Origin of the sequence: Amycolatopsis rifamycinica, from assembly GCF_000695625.1 — a bacterium.
Taxonomy (GTDB): Bacteria; Actinomycetota; Actinomycetes; order Mycobacteriales; family Pseudonocardiaceae; genus Amycolatopsis; species Amycolatopsis rifamycinica.
This window is the reverse complement of sequence record NZ_JMQI01000011.1, coordinates 357,445-369,399: the sequence shown is the minus strand read 5'-3', so window position 1 is coordinate 369,399 and position 11,955 is coordinate 357,445. Positions and strand designations below refer to the sequence as shown.

General features: G+C 71.7%; 11 protein-coding genes. 7 read left to right on the top strand and 4 right to left on the bottom strand.

All coding sequences use genetic code 11. The features are described from left to right. Nucleotides 1–144 precede the first annotated feature (144 nt). A complete protein-coding gene (gene secA / locus DV20_RS06530; RefSeq protein ID WP_043777202.1) occupies nucleotides 145–3,039 on the top strand; it encodes a preprotein translocase subunit SecA in 2,895 nt (964 codons plus the stop codon). A gap of 67 nt (nucleotides 3,040–3,106) precedes the next feature. Further along, nucleotides 3,107–4,315, top strand: coding sequence for a cytochrome P450 (locus tag DV20_RS06525; RefSeq protein ID WP_043777200.1), 1,209 nt, complete (start codon nucleotides 3,107–3,109; stop codon nucleotides 4,313–4,315). Nucleotides 4,316–4,487: 172 nt separating this feature from the next. On the opposite strand, the gene DV20_RS06520 is transcribed toward DV20_RS06525, so the two are convergent. Beyond that, entirely contained in the window at nucleotides 4,488–4,943 is a 456-nt protein-coding gene (locus tag DV20_RS06520; RefSeq protein WP_043777199.1) for an Rv3235 family protein, read from the bottom strand. A 165-nt stretch (nucleotides 4,944–5,108) separates the two neighbouring features. On the opposite strand from DV20_RS06520, the gene DV20_RS06515 reads away from it, so the two are divergent. After that, nucleotides 5,109–5,483, top strand: coding sequence for an HAD-IA family hydrolase (locus DV20_RS06515; RefSeq protein WP_043777196.1), 375 nt, complete (start codon nucleotides 5,109–5,111; stop codon nucleotides 5,481–5,483). Nucleotides 5,484–5,487: 4 nt separating this feature from the next. On the opposite strand, the gene DV20_RS06510 is transcribed toward DV20_RS06515, so the two are convergent. Then, the gene (locus DV20_RS06510) at nucleotides 5,488–6,249 is read right to left on the bottom strand and encodes a TrmH family RNA methyltransferase (RefSeq protein ID WP_043777194.1); all 762 of its coding nucleotides are present in this window, start codon (nucleotides 6,247–6,249) and stop codon (nucleotides 5,488–5,490) included. Nucleotides 6,250–6,283: 34 nt separating this feature from the next. Between DV20_RS06510 and DV20_RS06505 the strand changes: the two genes are divergently transcribed. Next, nucleotides 6,284–7,690, top strand: a complete 1,407-nt coding sequence (locus tag DV20_RS06505) for a WS/DGAT/MGAT family O-acyltransferase (RefSeq protein WP_043777192.1) — start codon at nucleotides 6,284–6,286, stop codon at nucleotides 7,688–7,690. After that, nucleotides 7,687–8,178: a DUF6912 family protein gene (locus DV20_RS06500; RefSeq protein WP_084093341.1), complete on the top strand. Its 492-nt coding sequence runs from the start codon at nucleotides 7,687–7,689 to the stop codon at nucleotides 8,176–8,178. The genes DV20_RS06505 and DV20_RS06500 overlap by 4 nt, the downstream gene beginning before the upstream one ends. Nucleotides 8,179–8,462: 284 nt before the next feature. Here DV20_RS06500 and DV20_RS06495 read toward each other — a convergent pair whose 3' ends face one another. Continuing rightward, nucleotides 8,463–9,206: a lipoprotein gene (locus DV20_RS06495; protein ID WP_043777263.1), complete on the bottom strand. Its 744-nt coding sequence runs from the start codon at nucleotides 9,204–9,206 to the stop codon at nucleotides 8,463–8,465. 90 nt (nucleotides 9,207–9,296) lie between these two features. Beyond that, on the bottom strand, nucleotides 9,297–10,319 hold the full coding sequence (gene rsgA / locus DV20_RS06490; protein WP_043777188.1) for a ribosome small subunit-dependent GTPase A: 1,023 nt from the start codon (nucleotides 10,317–10,319) through the stop codon (nucleotides 9,297–9,299). Between the two features lie 115 nt (nucleotides 10,320–10,434). On the opposite strand from rsgA, the gene DV20_RS06485 reads away from it, so the two are divergent. Together DV20_RS06485 and DV20_RS06480 are read left to right on the top strand one after the other, a co-directional pair. Then, nucleotides 10,435–11,193, top strand: coding sequence for an SOS response-associated peptidase (locus tag DV20_RS06485; RefSeq protein ID WP_043777185.1), 759 nt, complete (start codon nucleotides 10,435–10,437; stop codon nucleotides 11,191–11,193). After that, on the top strand, nucleotides 11,190–11,798 hold the full coding sequence (locus DV20_RS06480) for an alpha/beta hydrolase family protein (RefSeq protein WP_043777183.1): 609 nt from the start codon (nucleotides 11,190–11,192) through the stop codon (nucleotides 11,796–11,798). Before DV20_RS06485 ends, DV20_RS06480 begins: the two co-directional genes overlap by 4 nt. Nucleotides 11,799–11,955 lie beyond the last annotated feature (157 nt).

Sequence of the window (11,955 nt, the reverse complement as noted above, 5' to 3'; positions counted from 1 at the left end):
TCCGGACGTACGGCGTGTGCACACGGCGGCCCCCGTTCCCTACGATGGGGGTGGGAAGGTGGCGCCGAACACGGCCGCCACCGCGGGAGAACCTGCCCGGGACCGGCCTGGGCGTGCTCATATTCAGCTAGTGAGGTCGACCGGATGGTGCTGAACCGCCTGCTCCGCGCGGGTGAGGGCAAGATGGTGAAGCGGCTGCGCAACATCGCCGATCACATCAACACCCTCGAAGACGACGTCAAGGACCTGACCGACGCCGAGCTGCGGGCCAAGACAGACGAGTTCCGCAAACGGAACGGCGACGGCGAATCTCTCGACGACCTGCTGCCGGAGGCCTTCGCGGTCGTCCGGGAAGCGGCCAAGCGGGTGCTCGGCCAGCGCCACTTCGACGTCCAGCTGATGGGCGGCGCGGCGCTGCACCTCGGCCAGGTGGCGGAGATGAAGACCGGCGAGGGCAAGACGCTCACCTGCGTCCTGCCCGCCTACCTCAACGCGATCCCCGGCAAGGGCGTCCACGTCGTCACGACGAACGACTACCTGGCCAAGCGCGACTCGGAGTGGATGGGCCGCATCCACCGCTTCCTCGGGCTCGAGGTCGGCGTCATCCTGTCGGAGCAGCAGCCGGACGTCCGGCGCGCCCAGTACAACGCCGACATCACCTACGGCACGAACAACGAGTTCGGCTTCGACTACCTGCGCGACAACATGGCGTGGAGCCTCGACGACTGCGTGCAGCGCGGGCACAACTTCGCCATCGTCGACGAGGTGGACTCGATCCTCATCGACGAGGCCCGGACGCCGCTGATCATCTCCGGCCCGGCCGACCAGTCCTCGCGCTGGTACGTCGAGTTCGCCCGGCTCGCCCCGCTGATGCAGGGCATCGACACCACCACGATGGGGTCGCGCGAGCGCGTCGAGAAGACGAACCTGATCAACTCGAAGTACCACTACGAGGTCGACGTCCGGAAGCGCACGGTGGCCGTCACCGAGAAGGGCGTCCGGTTCGTCGAGGACCAGCTCGGCATCGACAACCTGTACGAGGCCGCGAACACCCCGCTGGTCGGGTACCTGAACAACGCGCTCAAGGTGAAGGAACTCTTCCACCGCGACAAGGACTACATCGTCCGCAACGGCGAAGTCATGATCGTCGACGAGTTCACCGGGCGCATCCTGCACGGCCGCCGCTACAACGAGGGCATGCACCAGGCGATCGAGGCCAAGGAAAAGGTCGAGATCAAGGCCGAGAACCAGACGCTGGCCACGATCACCCTGCAGAACTACTTCCGGCTCTACGACAAGCTCGCCGGCATGACCGGTACGGCCGAGACCGAAGCCGCGGAGTTCCACCAAACCTACAAGCTGGGTGTGGTGCCGATCCCGACGAACCGGCCGATGGTCCGCCAGGACCAGCCGGACCTGATCTACAAGACCGAGCAGGCCAAGTTCGAGGCCGTCGCCGAGGACATCGCCGAGCGGCACGAGAAGGGCCAGCCGGTGCTGGTCGGCACGACGAGCGTCGAGAAGTCCGAGCACCTGTCGAAGCTGCTGGTGAAGCTGAGCGTCCCACACGAGGTGCTGAACGCGAAGCACCACGACCGCGAGGCGCTGATCGTCGCGCGCGCCGGCCAGAAGGGCGCCGTCACGGTCGCCACGAACATGGCCGGCCGCGGTACCGACATCGTGCTGGGCGGCAACCCCGACCTCATCGCCGACCAAGTGCTGCGCGAGCGCGGCCTGGACCCGGTCGAGCACTCCGAGGAGTACGAGGCCGCGTGGCCCGAGGTCCTGGAGCAGGTCAAGGCGGAGTCGAAGGCCGAGGCCGAAGAGGTCCGCGAGGCAGGCGGGCTGTACGTGCTGGGCACCGAGCGGCACGAGTCGCGCCGCATCGACAACCAGCTGCGCGGCCGGTCCGGCCGTCAGGGCGACCCGGGCGAGTCCCGCTTCTACCTGTCGCTCGGTGACGAGCTCATGCGCCGCTTCAACGCGACCATGGTCGAGCGGGTCATGACGACCATGCGCCTGCCCGACGACGTGCCGATCGAGCACAAGATGGTCTCCAAGGCCATCAAGAGCGCGCAGACCCAGGTCGAGCAGATCAACATGGAGCAGCGCAAGGACGTCCTCAAGTACGACGAGGTCATGAACGAGCAGCGCAAGGTGATCTACGCCGAGCGCCACCGCGTGCTGGCCGGGGAGAACCTGCGCGACCAGATCGAGGGCATGCTCGTCGACGTCGTCAACGCCTATGTGGACGGTGCGACGGCCAACGGCTACGCCGAGGACTGGGACCACGAGAAGCTGTGGACGGCGCTGAAGACGCTGTACCCGGTGAGCATCGAGTGGGACGACCTCATGGAGGACGGCGACCTCGACGAGAGCACCCTGCGCGAGGCGCTGATCCAGGACGCCCGCAACGCCTACGACCGGCGCGAAGCGGAGATCAACGCGCTCGTCGGCCCGGAGGGCATGCGGACCCTGGAGCACCAGGTGATGCTGACGGTCCTCGACCGCAAGTGGCGCGAGCACCTCTACGAGATGGACTACCTCAAGCAGGGCATCGGCATGCGGGCGCTGGCGCAGCGCGACCCGCTGATCGAGTACCAGCGCGAGGGCTTCGACATGTTCCGCGCGATGCTCGACTCGCTGAAGGAGGAGGCCGTCGGCTTCCTGTTCAACCTGCAGGTCGAGCGCGCCGAGGCGCCGCCGGCCGAGGAAGCCGCGGCGCTGCCGACGGGCGTCCAGGCCGGCAACGGCCAGGCAGCGGCGCCCGCGGAGGGCCGGCACGCGCGTCCGGCGCCGCCGCAGCCGCCGACCACCGACCCCGAGTCCGTCCCGGCCGCGCTGCGCGGCAAGGGCCTCGGCGGCAGCGGCTCGCAGCCGGGCATGATGCTGTCCGGTCCGGGCGAGGACGGCGAGGTCGAGTCCCACACCGAGGGCGGAGCGCAGGCCGCGGGCGGTGGCGGCGGCGGTACCCGCCGGGACCGTCGCGCCGCGCAGCGCGACGCCGCCAAGAAGGGCAAGAAGGGCCCGCGTCGCTGACACAGGTGTGACCGGGGCGCGCGGGGAGACCCGCGCGCCCCGCAGTCGTTTGACAGGGGGAGTCTCGATGACGTCGGCGGATCCACAGGAGTTCTTCGCGTTGTTCGCCGCCGAGCGGCGGCCGGACCCGTACCCGCACTACCGGCGGTGGCGCGAGAGTCATCCGGTGGCGGCCTTCGCGGACCGGATGTTCGCGGTCAGCGGCTTGGCCGAGGCAACGCAGGTGCTGCGCGACCCGGCGTTCGGGCACCCCGAACCCGAGTACCTGGATCCGGCGGACCGCCTCCCGGACCAGCCGGTCGACGAATCGGGACGGGTGGTCCGGGCGTTCCTGTCGCTGAACCCGCCGGACCACACGCGCCTGCGCCGGCTGGTGTCGAAGGCGTTCACACCGCGGATGGTCGAGCAGCTGACCCCGCGCATCGAGGAGCTCACCGCCTCGCTCATCGACCGCGCGCCGGCCGAGTTCGACCTGATGACGGCGCTCGCGAAGCCGTTGCCGGTCGAGGTGATCGCGGAGCTCCTCGGCGTGCCGCTGGACGACCGCGAGCGCTTCGCGGAGTGGTCGCACGCGATGGCGCGGGCGCTGGACCCGCCGTTCCTGCAGCGCCCGGAGACGCAGGAACCGGCGGTGCGGGCGCGGCAGTCGTTCGTCGCCTACTTCCGCGAGCTGGCGGCCCGGCGGCGCCGCGAGCCGGGCGAGGACCTGCTGTCGGCCCTGGTGGCGGTGTCCGACGCGGGCGACGTGCTCAGCGAGGGCGAGCTGCTGGTGACGCTGACGCTCCTGCTGATCGCCGGCCACGAGACGACGACGAACCTGATCGGCAACGGGGTGTCGGCGCTCCTGCGCGGCCCGGACAGCCTGAAGCCGCTGGGCACGGACGGCGAGAACGCGGCGCGCGTGGTGGAGGAGGTGCTGCGCTACGACTCCCCGGTCCAGCTGACGGCGCGCACGGCCCTGCGCGACACGACGCTGGGCGAGTTCCGGGTACCGGCGGGCAGCCAGCTGATCGTCTTGATCGGAGCGGCCAACCGCGACTCGGCCACGGGCCCCGCCCCGGAGTCGTTCGACCCGGCCCGCGAGCCGGGGCGGCACCTGGCCTTCGGCCAGGGCATCCATTTCTGCTTGGGCGCACCGTTGGCGAGGCTGGAGGCCAGGGTGGCATTCCGCGAGCTGGCCCGCCGCCGCCCGGGGCTGGCATCGTCGGGAACGCAGGAGTGGAACCCAACGACAACCCTGCGCGGCTTGTCGACCCTCCCGGTAACGAGCGGCTAGGAGCTGTGCGGCCCGCGACGCGCGCGGGTGGGTGGCGGCCGGCGCCGCTGAGCGCCGACCCGGACTGCGCTGCTCGGCGACTGCCCTTGATTGCGCTGCCGGGGCTGGTCGGACCGCGCCCCCCACCTCACCGCTCATCCGCACGGCGGCGAGCGACCGCCACCTCCCCGCCTCACGCCGCCCGCTTGGTCGGCTTCGCCGGCTGCTGCGGTTTCAGCAGCGCGAACCGCTCGCACCGCCAGCCCGTCGGTGTCCGGGTGAACCGGGCCGCCAGTGCGAACGCCCGGCCGTCCGCCTCCACGCGCGCGCACGCCTCGACCACCTCCGGCGCCGGGGTGCACGTGTGGATCGTCTGCGTCCGGTGCCGTGGCCGCGGCCGGCGTGGCCCGCTCAGGCCGGCGTACACCTCCGGGGCCACCAACGCGCGCACCTGCGCCGCCGGGCGACGGCCGTCGTAGGCCTCCAGCAGCATGTTCAGCAGGTGGCCCACCTCGCCCGCGTCGGGCTGCCTCGGCGCCGGGCACCGCCCCTCGCGCGCGTGCTCCCGTCCTCCCGGCTCTTCCCTGCGGTTCGCCCGCCGGGGCGCCTCGCAGTTGATCAACGTCCGCAACCGGTGTTCCTCGATCATTTTCCTTCCCTCCCTGACTCGGCATTCGCTTAGAGGCGGGAACGGACCGAAAAGGACCCCGGAATCGCTCGATCCGGGCAAGAACCGCCGAAGCCGCGAATTTCCGGCGCCCGCTGCGGTACGCCGAGCGACCCGGCTATGGTGTGCCGGGTGCTGAAAGGACTATTGGTCGATTTCGCCGGGGTGCTCACCGATCCCGACGCCGGCCAGTTCTACGACTACCTGGCGGCCGCGCGCGAGCGCGGCGTCCGGACCGCGCTGCTGTCCAACGCTCCCGGTGCTTCGCCCGAGGTCAAGAACACGATGTCAGGCTATTTCGACGCCCTGGTGTTTTCCGGTGAGGTCGGCGTGGCCAAACCGGACCCGGCGGTCTACCTGATCGCGGCCGAGCGGCTCGGGCTGTCCGCCGCGCGCTGCGCGGTCGTCGACGACTCCACGACGAACATCCGCGGCGCCGTCCAGGCGGGCATGGTCGGGGTGCACCACCGGTCGGTCACCGAGACGCTGGAAGAACTGGCGGTGCTGTTTCCGGCGGGGTGAGGAGTCAGCGCGCGCGGCGGACCAGTTCGAACGACAGCACCGCGGCGGCGGCTGAGACATTCAGCGATTCGACGTCACCCGGCATCGGGATCGACAGCCATTCCGTGACGAGCTCGCCGACCTCCGGCCCGACTCCGGCCGTTTCGCCGCCGAGGACGAACGCCGCCCGCTGGGGCAGGTCGACGTCGAACACCGTGGTGCGGGACGACGCGCCCAGCGCGTACAGCCCGTAGCCGGCTTCGGTGAGCATCTCCGCGGCCTCGCGCGCCGAGCCGCAGCGCAGCACCGGGGCGCGGAACGCGACCCCGGCCGAAGCCTTGACCACCAGCGGGTCCAGCGCCGCGACGCCGCGCCGGGGCACGACCACGCCGTCCAGCCCGGCCGCGGTCGCCGTCCGCAGGATCATGCCGACGTTCGCGGGCGTGGTGATGCCGTCCAGCAGCAGCACCCGCGACGGCGGGCGCCGGTCGGCCAGCGCCGCGGAAAGCGCTCGCATCCGCGGGGCGACGACGTCGGCGAGCACGCCCTGGTCCTGCTTGCCGTTGCCGGCGAGCACCTTGACCCGGTGGGCGCTGGCGTGCTGCACCGGCACCCCGGCGGCCTTCGCCGCGCGCTGGATCTCGGCCGCGCCCGGGCCGCGGGCGGTGTCGGCGAGGATCACCTTGTCCACGCGCAGGCCGTCGTCCGCCAGTGCCTCGAGCACCGGCTTCCGGCCGTACACGGTCAGGAAGCGGTCCTTCGGCGAGATCGTCGACTCATCACCCACACCCAGCAGTCTCGCATTGTGTAAGGATCGCCCCATGCCCGACCGCCTTTCCGCGCTGGACGCCTCGTTCCTCTACGTCGAGGACCACGCGACCCCGATGCACGTCGGCGGTGTGGCGATCTTCGAGCGGCCGCGCTCCGGGTTCGGCTACGCGCAGCTGGTCGACCTCATCGGCGGGCGGCTGGCGTACCTGCCGCGCTACCGGCAGCGCGTGCTGGCGGTGCCGGGCCACCTGGCGCGGCCGGTGTGGGTGGACGACGTCGACTTCGACCTGAACTACCACATCCGGCGCTCGGCGCTGCCCCAGCCGGGCAGTGACGAGCAGCTGTTCGACCTGGTCGCGCGCCTGATGTCGCGGCGGCTGGCGCCGGAGCGGCCGCTCTGGGAGGCCTACTTCATCGAGGGGCTGGCCGGCGACCGGGTGGCGCTGGTGACGAAGACCCACCAGTCCGTTGTGGACGGTGTCGGCACGATCGACCTCGGCCAGCTCATCCTCGACCCGGCGCCGGCCGAGCCGGAGCCGTTCGAGGACATCTGGACGCCGCGCCGCGAGCCCAGCCGCACCCAGCTGGTGCTGGACGCGATCAGCGAGGGCGTCCAGCGGCCGGGCGAGGTGGTGGAGAACGTCCGGTCGGCGGCGAACGACGCGTTCGCGACGGCGGGCAAGTTCGCCGAGACCGTCGGCGGGGTGGCGTCGACGCTGCGCACCCTGGTGAGCCCGGCGCCGCCGGGCCCGCTGAACGTCCGGGTGTCGGGCGGCCGCGTCTTCGCGGTGGTCCGCACGCGGCTGGAGGACTTCCGCAAGATCCGCGCGGCGCACGGCGGCACGGTCAACGACGTCGTCCTCGCGGCCATCACGGGGGCGCTGCGCGAGTGGCTGCTTTCGCGCGAGGTGCCGCTGACGCCGGACACGACGATCCGCGCGCTGGTGCCGCTGGCGGTCCGCGACGCCGAGACGGCGGAGTTTTCGACGCCGGCCCTGATCGGCAACCAGGTGGCGGCGTACCTGGTGGACCTGCCGGTCGGTGAGCCGAACCCGGTCCTGCGGCTGCAGCACATCGGCCACGCGATGGCCGAGCACCTCGATTCGGGCCGCTCGGTGGCGGCCCGCGGCCTGCTCAAGGTCGGCGGCTTCGCCCCGGCCACGCTCCATTCGCTCGGCGCGCGAGCGGCGGGGTCGCTGTCCGGGCGCATCTTCAACGTCATGGTGACCAATTCACCGGGCCCCCAGGTGCCGATGTACGCGGGAGAGGCCAGACTGGTCGAGATGTTCCCGGTGATGCCGCTGATGCGCACCCAGGCGCTGGCGATCGGCGTGACGTCCTACCACGGAGGCGTCTACTTCGGACTGAACGGCGACCGCAAGGCCGCGTTCGACGTCGATCTGGTCGCCGGGATGATCGAAGAGTCGTTGGAAGAGCTGAAGGGTGCGCACTGGTGAGGGTCTATCTGCCTGCGACCATCGCGATGCTTCGCGACCTCGAGTCATCGGGGGAGTTCCGCGCCCGCAGCGGAACGGCGTTCGCGCTGACCCCGGCGTTGCGCGAGGCGTACGTGAGCGGGTCGGACGAGGAGCTGGAGTACGCGGCCCTGCTGGACGCGGCCCGGGCTTCGCTGCGCTTGATCGCGGCGGAGGAGAAGGGCGAGCCGCGCCGGGTGGTGGTGTCGGCGGACGTGTCCGGGGTGACGTTGCGCCCGGACCTGGACGCACCGGTGGTCCGCATCGGCGGCCCGATCCCGCTGTCGGCGGTGGCGGCGATCCACGTGGACGCCCCGGAGGCGGCGGAGGCGGTGGCGGCCGCGGCCGCGGTGATCGACGCGGCCGACCTGGGCGACCCGGACGCGGAGTTCACGTTGGGCGACGCCGAGGATCACGAGCTGGCTTGGTACGCACCGCAGGAGCTGCCGTTCCTGCTGGAGCTGCTCTGAGGCGTTGTCCACATTGGGGGCGGACTGTGGATAACCGGCTGTGAGCAGGGGTTTTGCCGGGGGTGGCCGGTAGACTGGACTTGGGGACGCCCCCCTGGGAGCGGCGGGGGATGTCTGGTTACGGGGCGGCCCCTGGCGAGATGTCCCGGATGCCCTCGGCGGGTGGCTTTCGCGGGTGCTGGGGTGGTCGCTTGAACCCGCCGCCGCACCGGGCTGATACCGGCAGCGCTGCACGAAGGAGCCCGCCTGGGGCGTCGGGAGGCTGAAGGGGTGGCCCGCCAGAGCTACCCCACCTCACCCGACGGCGGTGGCTGGACGTCCACCGGAACACCCCAATCCGAGTACCGCGTCGTGATACGAGCTTCAGCCCCCGGCAGGATCGGCGAAAGATCCAGCACGATCTGCAGCGGCCGGTGCCCCTCGTCGAGCCACAGCTCCACCGGGAACTTGCCGCCCACCCGGCCCGCCGCGTCCGCGGGCAGCCCCGCCGGGAGGTCGGTGCCCAAGCGTGTCAGCTCCAGGTCGACGCGGTAGTGCTCCGCCGCCACTCCGCCCAGGTTCGTGCGCTCGGCCGCGACGATCGTGCCCGCCGTGCGGATCTCGCGCAATGTGTGGGCCGGGTCGTTCTGCGCGGCCAGCTGGGTCAAGCTGCCGCCGAGGACCTGGGAAAACGGATCCGTGCCGTCCGCCGCGACCAGCGTCCACGGCTTGCCGGCCTCGTCGCGGGAGCCTTCCGGGGCCTTCGCGTACAGCTTGCCCGCCACCAGCCGCAGCTCCATCGGCTCGCCCAGGAAATCCGTCGTCATCACCTGGGCCGTGCCGTCGGCGCCGAACCGGGCCCGGCCCTGGCCCTTCGACCGGACCGAGCCGACCGCGACGTCCGTGCCGAACTTCGCCGAGCCACCGCTCGCCGTGGCCGCCGTGGCCGCGTCCGCCAGGGCTCGGGCGTCGTCGAACGCCGGGCGTGGCGATGGGGCGGAACAGGCGGCGAACACCGCGAACAGCAGCACCACGGCGGCTTTGCGCATGGTGCCCACGAAAACACAGCGGCTCTCCCCATCTCGTTCGGGGGAGCCGCCGCTACTCAGCGTCGACGGCCTTCTGCTGGGTCCGCCAGCTCAGGATTCAGCGGGGCGGGTCATGTCGTGGCCGCCGCGCGACGCCAGCAGGCGCCGCAGCGACGTGAGCCGCTCGGGGCTCGCCTTCCCTTCGGTGACGACGTCGTCGAGCGCGCAGTCCGGGTCCTCCGGCGCGCCCAGGTGCCCGCAGCCCGACGGGCACTCCTCGGCGGCTTCGGCGAACTCCTCGAAGGCGTCGACGATGTCGTCGGCGGTCACGTGGGCCAGCCCGAACGACCGCACGCCAGGGGTGTCGATCACCCAGCCGCCGTCGGGCAGCGGCAGCGCCACCGCGGCGACGGACGTGTGGCGCCCCTTGCCGACCGAGCTCACCACGCCGGTGGCCAGCTCGGCGTCCGGCACCAGGCGGTTGACCAATGTCGACTTGCCGACACCCGAGTGGCCGACCAGTGCCGTCAGGCGGTCTTTCAGCAGTTCGTCGAGGCCTTCGGGTTGTTCGTCGAACCGGCTGACGATCACCGGGATGTCGAGACCCGCGTAGCCGGCCAGGAGCTCGTCCGGGCTGGCCAGGTCGGCTTTCGTCAGGCACAACACCGGTTCGACGCCGCCCGCGTAGCAGGCGACGAGGCAGCGGTCGATGAAGCCGGTGCGCGGCGGCGGGTCGGCCAGTGCGGTGACGATCAACAGGCGCTCGGCGTTCGCGACGACCAGCCGCTCGTACGGGTCGGTGTCGTCGGCCGTGCGCAGCAGGGAACTGGTGCGGTCGTCGACGCGGACGATCCGCGCGAGGGTGTCCGGCTTGCCCGAGACGTCCCCGACGATGCCGACGCGGTCGCCGACGACCACCGGGATCCGGCCCATCTCGCGGGCCCGCATGGCCGTGATCACGCGGGCGGGATCGGCGTCGATCGCGCAGGTCCAGCGCCCGCGGTCCTTGCCGATGACCATGGCCGTGACGGCGTCGGCGTGCTCGGGACGGCGCTTGCTGCGGGGCCGGGTGCCCTTGCCCGGACGCACGCGGACGTCGGACTCGTCCAGCCTGCTCCAGTCGTTGCGCGCCAAACCCGCCGTCCTCTCGTGTGCCGATGCCCACCCGAATGATCCCACGCCGCTCGCCACGGCCCTGGCCTGCGTGTAACGATGGCGTCCCGGACCGTCCCGGCAGAGGAGGTTGGCCATGTGCGGCCGCTACGCCGCCACCAAGGACCCGGCGAAACTGATCGAGGAGTTCGACGCGATCGACCTCACCGAGGGCCACGCGCGGGTGGATCACAACGTGGCGCCGACGAAGAACGTGGTCACGGTCGTGCAGCGGCACCCGCGTGACGAAGACGGCCAGGTCCTCGAGGACGAGCCCGCCGAGCGCTCACTGCGGATGATGAAGTGGGGCTTGGTGCCGTTCTGGGCCAAGGACCCGTCGGTCGGCTCGCGGATGATCAACACGCGCGCCGAAACGGCCGCCGAGAAGCCGGCGTTCCGCCGCGCGCTGGTGTCGCGCCGCTGCCTGGTGCCGGCCGACGGCTGGTTCGAGTGGCGCCGCACGGGCAAGGAGAAGGAGCCGTTCTACATGACGGCGCCGGACGACTCGTCGCTCGCGTTCGGCGGCATCTGGGAGAGCTGGCGGCCGAAGGACGACGACAAGGCGGCGCCGCTGATCACGTTCTCGATCATCACGACCGACGCCGCCGGCCAGCTCACCGACGTCCACGACCGGATGCCGCTGATCGTGCCGCGCTCGCACTGGGACGGCTGGCTGGACCCGGACCGCGAAGACGTCACCGACCTGCTGGTGCCGACGCCCGAGGAGATCGTGGCGTCGCTGGAGCTGCGGCCGGTGTCGAGCCGGGTCAACAACGTCCGCAACAACGGTCCCGAGCTGCTGGAGCGGGTCGACCCGGTGCACGAGGCCGCCCTGTTCGACGCGCCGAAGTCATGACGGCCATCCCGATCGAGACGGCCTACGGCCCGGCGCGGGTGTACCTGCACTGCGCCGAGGAGGGCGTGGCGGTGCTCATGCTCGGCCACGGCGCGGGCGGCGGCCTCGGGGCGAAGGACTTGGTCGCGGTGACGCGCGCGGCGCAGGCGGCGGGCGTGCACGTGGCGCTGGTCGAGCAGCCCTACCGGGTGGCGGGCCGCCGCGCGCCGGCCCCGGCGAACCAGCTGGACACGGCGTGGCTGACGGTGGCGGACGAGCTGTCGGAGCGCTTCGACGACCTGCCGTTCGTGTTCGGGGGCCGGTCATCGGGCGCGCGGGTGGCCTGCCGGACGGCGTCGGCCGGCCAGGCGGTGGCGGTGCTGTGCCTGGCGTTCCCGGAGCACCCGCCGGGCCGCCCGGAGAAGACGCGCCAGCCGGAGTTCGACGCGGTCGAGGTCCCGACGCTGGTGATCCAGGGAGAGCGGGACCCCTTCGGGCGCCCCAAGCCGGGACCGCACCAGGAGCTGGTGCTGGTGGACGGCGACCACAACCTGGGCAAGGACCTGGAGAAGGTCTCGCGCGCGGCGACCGAGTGGCTGTCGCGGGTGTTGCGGCCGCTGGCCTGAGCCGTCCAGCCGCCGGCTTGAGCCGTCCAGCCGCCGGCTTGAGTTGTCCACATCGGGTGCGGCTGTCCACAGATTCGGCGGGCCGCCGTTTTTGCAGGTCAGTGGCGGTAGACTGGACTTGGGGACGCCCCCCTGGGAGTGGCGGGGGATGTCTGGT